Below are 17,578 nucleotides of genomic sequence, written 5' to 3' on the forward strand. Positions count from 1 at the left end.
CAATAAAAGATTTTTTAAGCCCTTAAAAAGAAAAAGTATAACCACTTCATTTAATGAATCAATTATACCTTTTCCCACTATACCATTGCTTATATTTAATTAAAGATTTTCCGTAACGTAGTGGAGGAAAATCATCCTTTCCTAGCACCTAGCACCCAGTACCTAGTACCTAATCTCTTATTTTTTATTTCTTACTTCTTACTTAATTGTCCATTGTCAATTGTCAATTATAAAATTGCGTCGCAATATATTTTTATTCAGAGAGTTTTTTGGATATGAAGTCATCTAAAAATGTTTTTAATACTGCTATAACAGGAACACTTAAAAACATTCCTATAACGCCAAAAGTTCCGCCACCTACAACTATGGCTAAAATTATCCAGAAAGGACTTAATCCAACCTTATCACCTAAAATTTTAGGTCCTAAATATAAACCATCAAATTGTTGAAGTGCAAATATAAATATAAGTACCCAAAGGGCCTTTATAGGATTATAAAATAAAGTTATTATAAAGGCTGGTATCATTCCTATAAAAGGTCCAAAATAAGGTATCATATTAGTTACACCTACTATCAAACTTAAAAACAAGGCAAATGGAGCTTTCAAAATACTTAGACCTATAAAACAAAGTATACCTATTATAAAGGAGTCTATGGCTTTCCCAATTATGTATTTAAGAAAAATATTATCCACTTCTCTTGAAATATGTATGATTTTATCCACAGTTTCTTCTTTTAATGTTGCATACAAAAATCTTTTAAAACCATATTTAAATTTTTCTTTATCCTTTAGTATATATACAGAAATTATAAAACCTAAAATGGCCTTAAAAAAGGATGATGTAATGGTAATAGCTTTGGTTAAAGCTATATTTAAGCCTTCTCCTATGGAAGTGGTGAATTTACCAGTAAGAGCGTTAATTTTTTCATCTATATTTATTCCGAGCTTGTCTAGAAAATCTAAAGTTAAATTAGAGTTGTCTATCCAATGTTTTGTCTTATCAATGTAATCAGGAATATTTTTAACTAAGTCACTTATACTGTGAGTTATTTTAGGGGATATTCTTGTTATTAGCAGTACTATGCTTCCCAGAACTAGGGTATAAACTATAAGTAAACTAATAGGTCTTTTTAGTTTAAATCTCTTTTCTAAATAATTGACAGCAGGACTTAAAATATAAGCGATACAAAATGCCCATATAAATGAACTAATTATAGATAAAAATGTTTTTAGAGATTTTGCAAATAAATTAATATTATCAATGAATTTAAATAGTAAAAAAGATATAACCAGTATGGGGATTAAATTTAAATAGGGTATTTTTTTATTTTTAATCAAAATAGTCACTCCTCGTATAATAAGTGAAATTAATTTTATAGTCCTATTACATGGAATTAGCTTTAGAATTATTATAAAAGTTATTTTCTATTAATTTTTTACTTATAGGTATTATATGAGGTCGTAAAGTTACGGGATCTTTTATTATGTTTACATCTATGGAATAGGCTAGTCTTATGTTATTTTTAGTAAGAACTTGTTCTGGTGTACCTATGGAAATTATTTTTCCATCTTTTAAAAGTATTATATAATCACTGTACTGGGATGCTAGATTCAAATCGTGTAAAACAGCTACAATAGTCATGTTGAAGTCTATAAATTTTATGGTATCTAAAAGTTCAATTTGATGATATATGTCCAAATTAGAAGTTGGTTCATCAAGTAGGAGTATATCGGTCTTTTGAGCAAGGGCTCGTGCAATAATTACCCGCTGACGTTCTCCGCCGCTTAATTCTTTAATGTTTTTATTTTTCAAGTGCCAGGTATTAGTTATTTTCATAGATTCTTCTACAATTTTTAAATCTTCAGGACTTTCAGAGGAAAATCTATTTATATATGGATTTCTGCCCATGAGAACTATGTCCATAACAGAAAAATCAAAATCTATAATTGTATTTTGCGGAACCCAGGAAACTTTCTTTGCTAATTCCTTATTTTTTATGAAGTACAAGTCTTCATTTTCTATAAATATAGTATCCTTTATTGGTTCAAAGGATTTATTAATATTTTTTAAAAGAGTAGTTTTACCAGAACCATTTGGACCAAGTATGCTGTAAAATTTATTTTTTTCTATATTTAAATTTATATTTTCTAATATAGTTTTTTCACCATACTTAAAGTTTAGATCTTTTACAAGTATCATAATTATAACACCTTCTTCTTATTTTGGTATAGTAGGTATAAAAAATATGGTGCACCAAATAATGCAGTAATAACCCCAACAGGTATTTCAGAAGGATTTATTAATGTACGAGCCAAGGTATCTGTAATAGTTAAAAATATAGCACCAAATAGTGCAGAGAAGGGAAATAAAATTTTGTGGTCAGGTCCAACTATTAATCTAGTTATATGAGGAATTATAAGTCCTACAAAGCCGATTATACCTGTGACAGATACGCAGGAAGCAACTATTAATGAAGAAGTTATAAGTATTATCTTTTTGACTTTTTCTACATTTACTCCAAGACTTTCAGCAGTGCTATCACCGGTTAACATAATGTTTAAGTCTTTGGATAGGGATATTATTATTAGAGAACCTATTAATATTATAGGTACTACTATTTTTAGTTCCTGCCAGCTAGCAGAGGAAACACTACCCATTGTCCACATATATATATCTTCTAATTGATTTCTATTAAATAGCATTAGTATTGATATTATAGAAGAAAGTAAAAAACTCATGGTTACCCCAGATAAAAGCAGTGTGTTTGTAGGAAGTTTTTTTCCCACTCTTGCGATATTGTAGACAAAGAGAGTGGTTAATATACCACCTAAAAAAGCGAAAAAGGATATTCCAATAACACTGTTTAAAAATTTGCTTAGAAAGGAGAAATTTAATATTATGCCTACAGTAGCTCCTAAGGCAGAACCAGATGAAATACCTAGTATATATGGGTCTGCCATGGGATTTTTAAATATAGCTTGAAAAGAACAGCCAACTATGGATAGACCTATACCTATTATTATAGACATTAATATTCTAGGTAAACGTATATTTAAAACTATTAGACTTTCAGAAGCTTTAATATTAGAAGTATCTATTAAAATATTTATAAAAGGAAGCTTAGAAAATAAAATTTTCATTGATTTAAAAAAATTTATATCTGCAGCGCCTAGTGCAGCACAGAATATTATAAGCAAAAATAAAATAACGGTAAGAATAATAAATAATATATTGTAGTGTGTTTTTTTTTCTGTAAAATTCATTTTCTTTCCCCATTTCAAATTATTCTTGAAAGGACTATTGACAATACAAACATTGTATTAAATGTCAATAGTCCTTTATGGCTCTTTTATTTAAATAATTCAGGATGTATAATTTTTGCTAATTCTTCAAGGCCATCTGCAAGTCTAGGTCCTTGTCTATCTAAAAGATTATTGTCTATTTCATATAATTTATTATTTTTTACAGCAGTTAAATCTTTATAACCGTTTGCATTTTCAATTCCTTTTTTAGCATCAAAATATTTAGAGCATATTACTATATCAGGATTTTTTTCTATAAGTTTTTCTATACTATATTGCCAGCCTTTAACGTCAGAAGCCACATTTTTTCCACCGGCAGTTTCTATAAGCTCATTTATAAAAGTATCTCCGCCAGCAGTGTAATCACCAAATTTACCATAAGAAATTACGTAGTATACAGAAGGTGTAGATTTACCTTTAACCTTTTCTTTTATTGATTCAACTTTCTTTTTCATACTTGAAACTATTTCATTTGATTTTTCTTTTGCGTTTAATATTGTGCCTAGCTTATCTATTACGCTATATGCTCCATCTAGATTATCTTTACCATAAAGTACAACGGTTTTAATATTTAAAGCTTCTAGTTTTTGTAGAACTTTTTTATCAAAATGAGTAGAAGCAACAACTAAATCCGGTTTTAACTGAGCTATTTTTTCTATATTAGGGTTTTTAAGTCCTCCTACAGATTCAATCTTTTTAGAAGCTTCTGGATAATCGCAGTAATCAGTTTTACCAACTAATTTATCACCCTTTCCTAAAGCAAAAATAGTTTCAGTTATATTTGGAGCTAGAGAAACTATTTTTGCTGGTTCCTTTTCTATAGAAACCTCTCTATCATATGAATCCTTTATCTTTAAAGGATAAGAAATTTTCGTATCTTCTTTAGTCTTAGATGAATCGGTTTTTTTGTTGCTGCAGGCTGCTAGTGAAAATAACATTACTAAAAATAAACAACTTGATATAAATTTTTTAAAGTTTTTCATAAAGATCCTCCTATTATTTGTAATTTTTTTCAATATAAAAAACCACTATCCTGCGTAATAAAAGATAGTGGTCATAAAAAACAAACCAATATAAGCTTTATCCGCGCAAGCTAATACTAAACTATTATAGGCAGGTCTCCTGACTTAGAATCATCATCTATTGACGCCTTCCCTAATAAATTAAGTGGCATAAAGTCAATAAACTCTTCATTACAGTGGCGGGACCGTATGAGTCTTTCACTCATTTCCCATTTAAACATTAAAGTACCTATAATATGAATTATTTATAAATTTACAAAATGATTATAGCACTTATATATTTATTAATCAAACTATTTAATCAGTGTATACACACTATAATCTAAAGTTCTATGCAACAATTTGAAGAGTAGTATTAAAAAGGACTTTTTAAAAACAATATTATACATTATAATTAAATTATATTGGCAGTGATTAAAGTATAAATTTTAAAGTTATGGTTACTAATAATTTTATATTAGTGTTATACTAGATAGTGATTAATAATTATAATCACATTAATGAGAAAGGAGGTACGTTATAAGTTTCTAAACTTTTTTAAAGTAACTATTTAAGAGCTAAACTTTAGAAGTTTAAAGGAGGCTTTTAACGGTAAATCAGCAGTGGGAGAAAAACCTTCGTTAAAGAGAAATAAAAGAAAAGAAAATAAAACTATTAAGAGGAATAGCTTGTACGATGCAGCATATGAATTATTTACAACTAAAGGTATAAATAACACAGCTATAGATGATATAGTTAAAAAGGCTGGAGTGGCTAAGGGAACTTTTTATTTGTATTTTAAAGATAAATATGATATATTCGATAAAATAATTTTAAAAAAGAGTTCTGTGGTAATTAAGGAAGCTATGGCAGAAACTGAGAAAAATAAAGATGAATTTAATGATTTTATAGAAGCTATAATATTTTTTATAAACTATTTAATTGAGTACTTTAAGAATAATAAAATGCTTCTAAAATTAATACATAAGAATTTATCTTGGGGTATATATAGAAAAGCTGTGTATGATATAGATACTAATGAAGAAATGAAAAGGCTAGTAGATATATTTATGGAAAATATGAATTCTGGTGATTACGATATAGAGGATTCAGGAAAAACCTTATTTATAATATTAGAATTGACAAGTTCTATATGCTATAGCGGTATAATATTTGAAGAACCAGATAATATAGATAATATGAAGCCGGTACTTTTTAAGAGCATAAGAAAAATATTAACAAAATAGAATATTGATAAAATAAAAACAATCCTAGTGAATTAAAATTGGCTATGATTGTTTTTTTTATGAACATATATAATTTTAATCATACATTTTAAGAAATAATTGGATATAAAACTTGCAAAAAAACAAAAATACACATAATGTTATTAAAAAAATAATCACGCGTTAATATTAGTACAACTGATTTTATAGTGGTAAATGTTAAAAAAATAATTAAATAATTTTCTGAAAAAAGGTGTTTTGAATTTGCTTAAATTCATATATAATAATATGTAAATATTTCAAAAAGAAAGGGGCGCTATTATGAGTAAAGTAATAGAAAATAAAGAAAGAGGACAGTGGGGGTCTAAACTTGGTTTTATATTAGCAGCTGCAGGATCAGCTGTAGGCCTTGGAAACCTGTGGAAGTTTCCTTATAAAGCAGGGACTAACGGAGGAGGGGCTTTTGTTTTAGTCTATGTAATTATAGTTTTATTATTGGGTTTTAGTTTAATGATAGCTGAAATTGCTTTAGGAAGGAATACTCAATTAAATGCCATAGGAGCATATTCGAAAATTAATAAAAAATGGGGATGGGTAGGAGCTCTTGGCGTTTTGGCAGCTTTTCTTATATTATCCTTCTATAGTGTTGTGGGTGGATGGGTTATTAATTATTTAGTAAAGTCTGCAACGGGAGCTTTAAAAATTAGTGATGCAAATGTATTAAAGGAAGTATTTGGGGGATTTGTATCTTCCACAACCATGCCTATAATATATCATGGAATTTTTATGTTGATTACTCTTGCTATAGTATTTGTAGGTATTGATAAGGGTATAGAAAAAGCAAGTAAAATAATGATGCCTTCTTTATTTGTGATAATTATTATTTTAGCAATACGTTCAGTTACATTGCCTGGAGCTATGGAAGGAGTTAAATACTTTATAATTCCTGATTTTTCAAAAATAAACATGAGTGTGGTTTTAGATGCTCTTGGTCAAGTATTTTTCTCTCTTAGTTTAGGTATGGGGTGTATGATAACCTATGGAAGCTATCTTGGCAAAGATACCAATATACCTAAAAGTGGAATTATAATTCCTCTTATTGATACAGCTATAGCTTTGTTAGCAGGATTTGCTATTTTGCCAGCAGTTTTTGCTTTTGGATTTAAACCAGATCAAGGGCCTGGACTTATGTTTGTAACATTACCAGCAGTATTTTCTAAAATGCCGTTGGGTACAGTATTTGCAGTGTTATTTTTCATACTTGTATTATTTGCAGCACTTACTTCATCTATTTCTTTGCTAGAAGTGGTAGTTGCATATATAGTAGATAAATGGAATTTTTCAAGACAAAGAACATCAATAGCTATAGCTATAATTATATTCTTAGTAGGAATACCGGCTTCTTTATCACAAGGCGTGTGGAGCAATATTCATTTACTGGGTAACAGAGGATTTTTTGACACGTATGATTTTATAGCTAGTAATATACTTTTGCCATTAGGTGGATTCTTATTATGTATATTTGTAGGATGGATTTGGAAAAAGCAACAGTGTGAAGATGAAATAACTAATGGAGGAGAAATAAAATTCAGATTAAAGAAAGTTTGGTTTTTCCTAATAAAATATATATGTCCAGTAGCTATACTTATAGTATTTCTTCGATCTATAAAATAGTAATGTGGAAAACTAATATAATTATATGAAAAATTATATTTTCAATTGGTAGAAATATGAATTTATATATTTTAATTAAAACCTTACTTTAATGTAATTAAGTGAGTAGATAAGGGGAGAGTTGGCGTTAAGGATTTATTTAAAAAATTTATTATAGGAGATATTTATAAATTTTAAAAATAAGACCATGTATAAAAGGGAATTTATTTTCCTGTTTATGCATGGTTTTTGTTTATGCATGAATTTTACGGATTTTGCTATAGCTATTCAGTTATTTTAAATTTCACGTGCTTTAGGCACATTAATTATGTAAATAAATATTATGGAATTATAGGTAGCGTTTTACAAAGTACTTAGATGATGAGGTGAAGAAATGTATGAGAAAGATTTAGTAAAGAGTGTAGAACCTTTAGAATATGAAAAAATTAAAAATAGAAAACCTAAAATAAAAGTTTATTTAAATAGTGATAATATAAGAAAAAACTTTAAGAATATAAAAATGTATTTAGATGGTGAAAGTTTAAAGTATAAAATTAAGGATAAAAAAATAAAATATACTCCCAAAAGGAAACTTAAAAGGGGAAGGCATTGTGTAAAAATTTCGGTAGTGTTTCCTAAGGGCGAAACTTATGATTATGCGTGGTATTTTATTATAGAAGAAAAGGAGATAATGAATTATTATTTTGGAAATCTTCATTCTCATACTTCTTATTCTAGTGGACAAGGTACTCCAGAAGAAGCTTTAAATAATGCAAAAAATAAGGGGATGGATTTTTGGGCGTTGACAGACCATTCTAGTTCATTGAATACTGATGAAAAGTGGGAACAATATAGAAATGTTTGCAGTGAATTCAATAAAAAGCATAAAAATAATTTAGCTCTTTTTGGAAAAGAAATAAGCGTAAAAGGATTGGGACATTTAAATTTATTTAATTGTGACAAAGTAGATAAGGTAAAGATAAATAAATTGGATAAATTAGAAAAAATAATTAATAAATATGAAGATGTAATACTGTGTATAAATCATCCGGGTAAATCTGTATTTAATTTAAAAAACGAAAAACACTTAAATGAAAACATATGTCTAATTGAAGTGGGCAATGGAAGTTTTGGGGAGAAATATAATAGATATGAAAAACATTATTATGGAATGTTGGATCAAGGGTGGCATTTAGGTGCGGTAAATAGTCAAGACAATCACAAAAGGGATTGGGGTAAATGGGAAAATCTAACGGTAATATTGGCTCCTAAGTTGAATAAAAAATATATCTTTGAAGCTATTAGAAAAAGGAGAATTTACTCTACAGAAAGCAATACTATGAAACTTAAATTTAAACTTGGGGAAATGTGGATGGGTAGTGTTGTAAAAGAATATAAAAAGGGTGATATTATTCAGTTTACTGTAGAATGTGAAGATAAAAAAATACCCATAGAAAAAGTTCAAATAATAACTAATGGATCAGTGGTTTTGGAAGAAAAAAATATTATGGGTTATAAATGTGCATGGAAACCAAAAGTTAAATTAGATACAGATAATGCTTGGTATGTGGTTAAGGTTATCCAAAAGGGGGGGAGAAGGGGAATATCTTCTCCTATAATAGTAAAATAGGACAAAACTTCAAGAATTTTAAATTTAAATTCTACATTAGATGAATAAACGTTTTAAATTTAAAATTTAGAATGTAAAATGGGGTTTATGGAAAAGGTAATAATTAAGTAATAGGTAAGAGAAGTAAGAAGTAAGAGTTAAGGGGGATTTTCCTCCACTGCGTTACGGAAAATCTTTTATTGGAAATAGCTAGACTAATTAATTCTAAAAAACTCCTTGAGTTTTATCCTTAACTCTTACTTATTAACTCTTACTTATTACTTATTATCTATTACCTACTCTATTATCTATTAATTATCTGCAAGTTTAATATTTGAACTTATGGTTTAACATTTACAAATCAGATAATTCTTCCCACTTTTCATAAAGAATATTTATTTCTTCCTGTAAATTTATAATATCTTTATTTACAGTTTCGCTTTTTTGTGGGTTTGAGTATATTTCTTCCTTACATAATTGGTTTTGCAATTCTTCTAAAAGAGTTTCCTTTTTAGCTATGTCTTCTTCTAAGTTTTTTATTTCCAATTTCTTTTGTTTTTGAAGTTTTTCTTCTTCTCTTTTCTTTTTCTTTTCAAGTTTTATTTGAGTTTTTGTTTTACCTTCATTTTCTTCTTCTAATTCAAATCTTAATGGATTTTTTTTCTTTTCAATATAGTAAGAATAATCTCCTAAATATTCCTTTAGTTCATCTTCTTTTAGTTCATAAATTTTATCTACCACTTTATTTAAGAAATATCTATCGTGGGAAATTAAAAGCACAGTGCCATCATAATTAAGTATAGCATCCTCTAAAGCTTCTCTTGACATAATATCCAAATGGTTAGTAGGTTCATCTAATAGTAAAAAGTTGGCTTTTGATAACATAAGCTTTAAAAGATTGATTTTGCACTTTTCCCCTCCGCTAAGAGTATGAATTTCTTTAAAAACGTCATCTCCAGTGAAAAGAAAAGCAGCTAAATAATTTCGAATTTCAGTTTGAGTTAAATTTGGAAAAGCATCCCAAACTTCATCTATAACAGTTTTATTAAGGTTTAAATCAGATTGTTCCTGATCGTAATAGCCTAAAAATACATTTTTACCTAAAACTTTAACACCTGAGTCAGGTTTTAATTTATCCATAATTATTTTAAATAATGTAGTTTTGCCTCTTCCATTTTCACCGATTAAAGCTGATATCTGTCCACTTTTAATATCTAAATTTAGGTTGCTAAACAGATGTTTTTCACCAAAGCTTTTACTTAAATTTTCTATGTATAGCACATCATTTCCGCTTTTAATACTGGTTTCAAAAGTAATTCTAGCAGAAATGGTATCTTCCACAGGTCTATCTAGGCGTTCTATCTTATCTAAAGCCTTTTGCCTGCTTTCAGCAGCTCTTATGCTTTTTTCTCTATTAAAAGATTTAAATTTCTTTATTATATCTTCTTGTCTTTTTATTTCCTGCTGCTGTAGATTATAAGCCTTTAATTGCACTTCATAATCTTTTTTTCTTAGATCTAAGGATTTTGAATAGTTGCCGTTGTACATATTCATACAACCATTAACCAATTGAAAAGTTTTATCCGTAACTGCATCTAGAAAATATCTATCGTGAGATATTATAAATACAGAACCTTTATATTCTTTTAAATATTCCTCTAACCATTCTATAGCATCCAAATCTAAATGGTTAGTAGGTTCATCAAGTAAAAGAATATCAGGTTTTATAAGAAGTAATTTACATAAAGCTACTCTGGTTTTTTGACCGCCGCTTAATATATTTATAGGTTTATCAAAATCTATATGGAGAAATCCTAATCCAGTTAAAACTCTATTAATTTCACCTTTATATACGTAACCGCCTCTATGATTATAAATTTCTGTTAATGTGGTGTAATCTTTTATAGCCTTTTCATGAATATGGGCATTATCTTCGGTGTATGGCTCATTCATTTTTACTTCTAAATCGTTCAATTTATACTCTATATCGATTAGGTCATTGAATACAGTAAGCATCTCTTCGTATATGGTAAGCGAGGATTCTAGAGAAAGATGCTGAGACAAATATCCTATTTTTTTACTTTTATCTATAAAAAGTTCACCGCTATCCTGTTCTAAATCACCGGTAAGTATTTTAAACAAGGTAGACTTTCCGGCTCCATTTATTCCTATTAATCCAATTTTATCTCCTTCATTTATATTAAAAGATACTTTGTTTAAAATAACATCTATTCCGTAACTTTTATGTATATCTTTGCAACTTAAAATAATCATTTAATCACCTTCTTAAAATTCTCTATTAAAATTAAATACTATAATGAATACATTGGGTATTGGCAGAATACCTTTAATAATTATATCAGAAATTTTGGATAATATAAAATACTATAGTTAATAGGTAAAATTAGATTGTTAAATAATAAACTTACGGGATAACTGCATATAAATCAATTTGTAAAGGAATATTTTAACTTGCAAAAACCCTGTTAAAAATAATATAATTAATATAGTCTAAATATAATACTGTTAAAATAGGGAAAATGTATAAAAATGTAATTATATAAAATAATATTACTAGTACTATTGACAGAGAATATAATAAGAGAATAGTATTAAATTATTGCATAAATTATGTAGTTATACAAATACTTTAATAAGAGAGTATAAGATAAACTCAGTAGTAGGGAGGTGTAAAGATGGATAAGAAAAAGAATATATCTATGGCGGTAATTAAAAGACTACCTAAATATCATAGATATTTGAGAGAACTTATGGAAAATGATATAGATAGAATATCCTCAAAAGAACTTAGTGAAAAAATTGGATTTACCGCGTCCCAAATAAGACAAGATTTAAATAATTTTGGGGATTTCGGTCAACAGGGTTATGGGTATAATGTAAAAGAACTTTACAATGAAATCAGTGCTATTTTAGGATTAACTAAAATTTACAAAACTGTAATAATAGGTGCAGGAAATATAGGGCAAGCTATTGCAAATTATACTTATTTTGATAAAGTAGGTTTTAGTGTACAGGGAATGTTCGATATAAATCCTAAAATAATAGGATTAAAAATAAATGATGTAGAAGTTTTAGATATTGATTTTTTAGATGATTTTTTGAGAAAAGACAATATTGATATAGGGATAATATGTGTACCTAAAAATAGTGCTCAAAAGGTTTGTGATATGTTAATTAGGAACAAAGTGAAAGGTATATGGAATTTTGCTCCTGTGGATTTGCAAATACCTGAAGATGCACAAATAGTAGTAGAAAATGTTCATTTAAGTGAAAGTTTACTTACTCTTAGTTGTTTGATGAATGATGATATAAATTAATATTTAAATTTTAAAAATAGTTAAGTAATATATAAATAACCAAAAAATGTTTATTTGTATTGAATTTACAGGGTTATAGGTATATAATAAAAATAATTGAAGCTATCTTCAATTATTTTTTTATATAATATTGTTAATTAAATAACAATCAAAAATATATTAACTAAAATAGATATACAACTAATTATATTAACTCAACTTTGGGATATATGGGTCAGCGGGCTTGCCAGTTCTTTAAGTAAGATTTCTTGCTATCACAAATTAATTATAAAAAACTCCTTGAGTTTTATCCTTCACTCTTACTTATTACTCCTTACCTCTTACTTACTTACTTAATATTATAACTGCGAAAGTTAAGTTATATTGAAAAACATAATTAAGTTCAAAAACATATAATAATATACTATATATTTTTCTGAAAAATATGTTAATATAGATATGGGGAGGAGTAATATGGAACTTAAAAATGTTGTTTTAGAAAAGAGAGAAAATATAGGGATAATTACTATGAATAGGCCTAGTGTTTTAAATGCTATAAATACTGAAACTCTACTGGATCTTCAAAAGGTTATAAGTTGTGTTGAAAAAGATGATGATATATATGTGCTTATAATAACTGGAGCAGGAAAAGCTTTTGTAGCTGGAGCAGATATTAATGAAATGAAGGATATGACAACCATTGAAGGAAGAAAATTTAGTATTCTTGGAAATGAAATTTTTAGAAAATTAGAAATATTAGAAAAGCCAGTTATAGCTGCGGTAAACGGTTTCGCCATAGGTGGAGGGTGTGAACTCTCAATGGCATGTGATATTAGAATATCATCTAGTAAAGCTAAATTTGCTCAATCAGAAGTAGCCCTAGGTATAACACCTGGATTTGGTGGAACTCAAAGGCTTGCTAGATATATAGGACTAGGCAAGGCAAAGGAATTGATGTTTACAGGTAGATTTTTTAGTGCAGAAGAGGCACTGCATATGGGACTTGTAAATGCAGTATATGAGCCAGAAGAGCTAATGGATGAGGCTATAAAATTGGCTGAGTCTATAGCTAAAAATGCACCAATTGCAGTTAAGCTATGTAAGGAAGCTATAAACAGAGGTATGCAGATGGACATGGATACTGCTATAAAGTATGAATCAGAAATATTTGGGGAATGTTTTTCAACAGAAGATCAAAAGGAAGGTATGAATGCTTTTGTTGAAAAAAGAAATAAAAATTTTAAGAACAAATAATAAAAAACAAAAAACAAAATAAATAAGGGGGTAAAATAAATGAATTTTGCATTGACAAAAGAACAGGAATTGGTAAGGCAAATGGTAAGAGAATTCGCTGAAAATGAAGTTAAGCCATTAGCAGCAGAAATCGACGAAACAGAAGAGTTTCCTATGGAAAATGTAAAGAAAATGGGGAAATACAAAATGATGGGGATACCATTTGCCAAGGAATACGGAGGAGCAGGTGGAGATACCTTATCTTATATAATAGCTGTAGAAGAACTTTCTAAAGTTTGCGCTTCTACAGGTGTTATCCTTTCAGCTCACACATCTTTATGCGCTTCCTTGATAGAACAATTTGGTACAGAAGAACAAAAACAAAAATATTTAATACCTCTTGCTAAAGGGGAAAAAATAGGTGCCTTTGGACTTACAGAACCTAATGCAGGTACAGATGCAGCAGGACAACAAACTGTAGCGGTGGATATGGGTGACCATTATTTAGTTAATGGGTCAAAAATATTCATAACTAATGGTGGAGTGGCAGATGTTTTTTGTATATTTGCTATGACAGACAAGAGCAAAGGAACTAGGGGGATATCTTGCCTAATAATAGAAAAAGGATATAAAGGATTTTCCATAGGAAAACTTGAAAATAAAATGGGTATAAGAGCATCTTCAACTACTGAACTTATATTTGAAGATTGCATTGTTCCGAAGGAAAATTTAGTTGGAAAAGAAGGCAAGGGTTTCTCTATAGCCATGAAAACTCTAGATGGAGGAAGAATAGGTATTGCAGCGCAGGCTCTTGGAATAGCAGAAGGTGCATTTGAAGAGGCTGTTAAATATACAAAAGAAAGAAAGCAATTTGGAAGAAGTATATCTTCATTCCAAGGATTACAATGGATGATAGCAGATATGGATACAAAGATTGAAGCTGCTAAATTGCTAGTTTATAATGCTGCATGGAAAAAGGATAATGGAATGCCATATAGTGTAGATGCTGCAAGGGCAAAATTATATGCTGCTGAAGTGGCTATGGAAGTTACTACAAAGGCTGTTCAACTATTTGGAGGCTATGGATATACTAAGGAATATCCAATGGAAAGAATGATGAGAGATGCCAAGATAACTGAGATATATGAAGGAACTTCAGAGGTTCAAAGAATGGTTATAGCAGGCAGTGTATTAAGATAGGGGGGCATTGAGATGAATATTGTTGTTTGTTTAAAGCAGGTACCAGATACAAATGAAGTTAAAATAGATCCTAAAACTGGAACACTTATAAGAGAGGGAGTTCCATCCATAATAAATCCAGATGACAAAAATGCTTTAGAAGAAGCTTTAAATTTAAAAGATGCAGTAGGTGCTAAAGTCACTGTTATAAGTATGGGACCACCACAAGCTGAAAAAGCTTTAAGAGAAGCTTTGGCTATGGGAGCAGATGAGGCTATACTGATATCAGACAGGGCTTTTGCAGGAGCAGATACATTAGCTACTTCACGTGCATTAGCAGGGGCATTAAAAAAATTAGATTATGATATAGTATTTGCTGGAAGACAAGCTATTGATGGAGATACAGCTCAAGTTGGTCCTGAAATAGCAGAGCATTTAGATCTTCCACAAATAACATATGTTGAAAAAATAGAAGTAAATGGAGAAGAGTTAAAAGTAAGAAGGGCTTTAGAAGATGGTTATGAAACTATAAAAGTTAAAATGCCTGTGCTTTTAACAGCTATAAAAGAATTAAATCATCCAAGATATATGAATATAGAAAATATATTTGGGGTTTTTGATAAAGAAATAAAACTATGGAATGCAGATTATATAGAAGTAGATAAATCCCTTCTAGGACTATCAGGTTCACCAACAAAGGTTAAGAAGTCAGCTACTAAGGAGACAAAGGGAGCGGGTGAAGTAGTTAACTTACCACCAAAGGAAGCTGCTGCTTATGCCATTGGAAAATTAAAAGAGAAACACTACATTTAAGGAGTTGGAGGGATTATAAATGAACATAGCAGATTATAAAGGTGTTTGGGTTTTTGCGGAACAAAGAGATGGAAAGATACAAAAGGTTGCATTAGAACTATTAGGAAAAGGTAGAGATATTGCAGATAAACTAGGGGTAGAATTAACCGCGTTATTGTTAGGTGAAAATACGGATTCTATGGCGAAAGATTTAGCTAGTCATGGTGCTGATAAGGTTTTAGTAGTGGATAACCCATTATTAAAGAACTATACTACTGATGGATATACAAAGGTTATATGTGATTTAGTAAGGGAAAGAAAACCAGAAATATTATTTATAGGAGCAAGTTATATAGGAAGAGATTTAGGACCAAGAGTTGCAGCAAGATTAGAAACAGGACTTACTGCAGATTGTACAGCTTTGGATATAGATAAAGAAAACAACAATCTTTTAATGACAAGACCAGCTTTTGGTGGAAACTTAATGGCTACAATAGTATGTGGAGATCATAGACCACAGATGGCTACTGTAAGACCAGGAGTTTTTGAAAAATTACCAGAGGATGAAGATAGTAAATGTAAAATAGAAAAGGCTACTGTTCAATTGGAAGAAAGCCATATTAGAACAAAAGTAGAGGAAGTAGTTAAGCTTGCTAAGGAAACTGTAGATATAGGAGAGGCACAAATCATTGTATCTGGTGGTAGAGGTGTAGGTGCAGGAGAAAACTTTAAGTTATTAAAGGAGCTAGCAGATGCATTAGGTGGAGAAGTTGGTGGCTCAAGAGCTGCAGTAGAAAGTGGCTGGGTAGATAAAGCTGTTCAAGTAGGTCAAACAGGAAAAACTGTAAGACCAAAGGTATATATTGCTTGTGGTATTTCAGGAGCTATACAGCATTTAGCTGGAATGCAGGACAGTGATTTTATAATAGCTATAAATAAGGATGGAGATGCTCCAATTATGAAAGTAGCTGATATTGGAATAGTAGGAGACTTAAACAAAGTCATACCAGAAATGATAGCTAAGGCTAAAGAAATAATTTAAAAAGACTGATAATTTGAAATAATATAAAATTTCATCCAATGGTTATTTGACGTAATGAAAACTTGTTATATATGGATATGTGAATAGTTTGCTCTAAGGTTGTATTAATATTAGGGCAAATTATTCTATATAATAAAAATTATTTTGGGGTGTTAATATTAAAGGAGGGCGTAAAATATGAAAATATGTGTACTTGGTGCTGGTACTATGGGTTCTGGAATAGTACAGGCTTTTGCCATGAATGGTCATGAGGTTTTAGTAAGAGATATAAAGGATGAGTTTGTTGATAGAGGACTACAAAACATAAATAAAAACTTATCTAAATTAGTTCAAAAGGGAAAAATGGACGAGTCAACTAAAGAAGAAATACTTACAAGAATATCAGGAACTACAGACTTGGGTTTAGCTGAAGATTGTGATTTAGTTGTAGAAGCAGCCATAGAAAATATGGAAATAAAGAAAAAAATATTTGCTGAATTAGATGGAATATGTAAAGAAGATACAATATTAGCTTCTAATACTTCATCTCTTTCCATAACTGAAATAGCTTCTGCTACAAAAAGACCAGATAAAGTAATAGGAATGCACTTCTTTAATCCTGCTCCTATTATGAAGTTAGTAGAAGTAATAAGGGGTATGGCTACATCTCAAGAGACTTTTGAAAAAATTAAGGATTTAGCTATAAATATAGGCAAAGAACCTGTAGAAGTGGCAGAAGCACCAGGATTTGTGGTAAATAGAATACTTATACCAATGATTAATGAAGCTATAGGAATATACGCTGAAGGTGTAGCTTCAGTTGAAGATATAGATAAGGCTATGAAATACGGCGCAAATCATCCAATGGGACCTCTAGCTTTAGGGGATCTTATAGGTCTTGATGTATGTCTTGCTATAATGGATGTTTTATATAGTGAGACAGGAGACACAAAATACAGAGCCCATTCATTACTTAGAAAATATGTTAGAGCTGGATGGCTTGGAAGAAAAACATCAAAAGGATTTTATGACTACTCTAAATAAGAAAATTATGACGTTGTCACAATTTTCAGTGGGCTAGTGTGCAAGTGTGCTAGAGGGCTAAAATTAGTGTGCTAGTGTGCTAGAGGACCAGAGGGCTAGAGAAGGATAATTTTTCTTCATTTCATTACGAAAAATTTTAGAATGTAAAAAAGAAAGATAACATAATTTGACAACGCGAAATTATGTTATCTTTCTTTTT

The 17,578-nt window shown here is 29.5% G+C and carries 14 protein-coding genes and 1 riboswitch; of the genes, 9 read left to right on the forward strand and 5 right to left on the reverse strand.

Annotated features, from left to right (window positions below; genetic code table 11):
- Positions 1-253: 253 nt before the first annotated feature.
- From FGK85_RS04920 to FGK85_RS04935, 4 genes are all read right to left on the reverse strand, one after another.
- On the reverse strand, positions 254-1,339 hold the full coding sequence (locus FGK85_RS04920) for an AI-2E family transporter (protein ID WP_138204294.1): 1,086 nt from the start codon (positions 1,337-1,339) through the stop codon (positions 254-256).
- A gap of 46 nt (positions 1,340-1,385) precedes the next feature.
- Positions 1,386-2,201 (reverse strand): ABC transporter ATP-binding protein, encoded by an 816-nt coding sequence (locus tag FGK85_RS04925; RefSeq protein ID WP_138204296.1) that lies wholly within the window; start codon positions 2,199-2,201, stop codon positions 1,386-1,388.
- A gap of 2 nt (positions 2,202-2,203) precedes the next feature.
- Positions 2,204-3,265 (reverse strand): FecCD family ABC transporter permease, encoded by a 1,062-nt coding sequence (locus FGK85_RS04930; protein ID WP_138204298.1) that lies wholly within the window; start codon positions 3,263-3,265, stop codon positions 2,204-2,206.
- 86 nt (positions 3,266-3,351) lie between these two features.
- The gene (locus tag FGK85_RS04935) at positions 3,352-4,287 is read right to left on the reverse strand and encodes an ABC transporter substrate-binding protein (protein ID WP_138204300.1); all 936 of its coding nucleotides are present in this window, start codon (positions 4,285-4,287) and stop codon (positions 3,352-3,354) included.
- Between the two features lie 112 nt (positions 4,288-4,399).
- Positions 4,400-4,574: riboswitch (cobalamin riboswitch) on the reverse strand.
- A gap of 420 nt (positions 4,575-4,994) precedes the next feature.
- Between FGK85_RS04935 and FGK85_RS04940 the strand changes: the two genes are divergently transcribed.
- From FGK85_RS04940 to FGK85_RS04950, 3 genes are all read left to right on the forward strand, one after another.
- Positions 4,995-5,552 carry a TetR/AcrR family transcriptional regulator gene (locus FGK85_RS04940; RefSeq protein WP_207670518.1) on the forward strand — a complete coding sequence of 186 codons (558 nt, stop codon included), beginning with the start codon at positions 4,995-4,997 and terminating at the stop codon, positions 5,550-5,552.
- Positions 5,553-5,852: 300 nt separating this feature from the next.
- On the forward strand, positions 5,853-7,205 hold the full coding sequence (locus FGK85_RS04945; RefSeq protein ID WP_171011331.1) for a sodium-dependent transporter: 1,353 nt from the start codon (positions 5,853-5,855) through the stop codon (positions 7,203-7,205).
- 373 nt (positions 7,206-7,578) lie between these two features.
- Complete coding sequence (locus FGK85_RS04950; protein ID WP_138204302.1) at positions 7,579-8,814, forward strand: CehA/McbA family metallohydrolase; 1,236 nt, start codon at positions 7,579-7,581, stop codon at positions 8,812-8,814.
- A 333-nt stretch (positions 8,815-9,147) separates the two neighbouring features.
- Here the strand turns inward: FGK85_RS04950 and FGK85_RS04955 are convergent, their stop codons facing one another.
- The gene (locus tag FGK85_RS04955) at positions 9,148-11,067 is read right to left on the reverse strand and encodes an ABC-F family ATP-binding cassette domain-containing protein (protein ID WP_138204304.1); all 1,920 of its coding nucleotides are present in this window, start codon (positions 11,065-11,067) and stop codon (positions 9,148-9,150) included.
- A gap of 422 nt (positions 11,068-11,489) precedes the next feature.
- Here FGK85_RS04955 and FGK85_RS04960 point away from each other — a divergent pair, with 422 nt between their 5' ends.
- The 6 genes from FGK85_RS04960 to FGK85_RS04985 all read left to right on the forward strand — a co-directional run bounded on the left by FGK85_RS04960 (position 11,490) and on the right by FGK85_RS04985 (position 17,379).
- Positions 11,490-12,131: a redox-sensing transcriptional repressor Rex gene (locus FGK85_RS04960; protein ID WP_138204306.1), complete on the forward strand. Its 642-nt coding sequence runs from the start codon at positions 11,490-11,492 to the stop codon at positions 12,129-12,131.
- 453 nt (positions 12,132-12,584) lie between these two features.
- The gene (locus FGK85_RS04965; protein WP_138204308.1) at positions 12,585-13,364 is read left to right on the forward strand and encodes a short-chain-enoyl-CoA hydratase; all 780 of its coding nucleotides are present in this window, start codon (positions 12,585-12,587) and stop codon (positions 13,362-13,364) included.
- Positions 13,365-13,403: 39 nt separating this feature from the next.
- Positions 13,404-14,543 (forward strand): acyl-CoA dehydrogenase, encoded by a 1,140-nt coding sequence (locus tag FGK85_RS04970; RefSeq protein WP_138204310.1) that lies wholly within the window; start codon positions 13,404-13,406, stop codon positions 14,541-14,543.
- Positions 14,544-14,555: 12 nt separating this feature from the next.
- Positions 14,556-15,335 (forward strand): electron transfer flavoprotein subunit beta/FixA family protein, encoded by a 780-nt coding sequence (locus FGK85_RS04975; RefSeq protein WP_138204312.1) that lies wholly within the window; start codon positions 14,556-14,558, stop codon positions 15,333-15,335.
- Between the two features lie 19 nt (positions 15,336-15,354).
- A complete protein-coding gene (locus FGK85_RS04980) occupies positions 15,355-16,356 on the forward strand; it encodes an electron transfer flavoprotein subunit alpha/FixB family protein (RefSeq protein WP_138204314.1) in 1,002 nt (333 codons plus the stop codon).
- 177 nt (positions 16,357-16,533) lie between these two features.
- Complete coding sequence (locus FGK85_RS04985) at positions 16,534-17,379, forward strand: 3-hydroxybutyryl-CoA dehydrogenase (RefSeq protein ID WP_138204316.1); 846 nt, start codon at positions 16,534-16,536, stop codon at positions 17,377-17,379.
- The last annotated feature ends 199 nt before the right edge of the window (positions 17,380-17,578 follow it).

The organism is Haloimpatiens lingqiaonensis, from assembly GCF_901447495.1.
Taxonomy (GTDB): Bacteria; Bacillota; Clostridia; order Clostridiales; family Clostridiaceae; genus Haloimpatiens; species Haloimpatiens lingqiaonensis.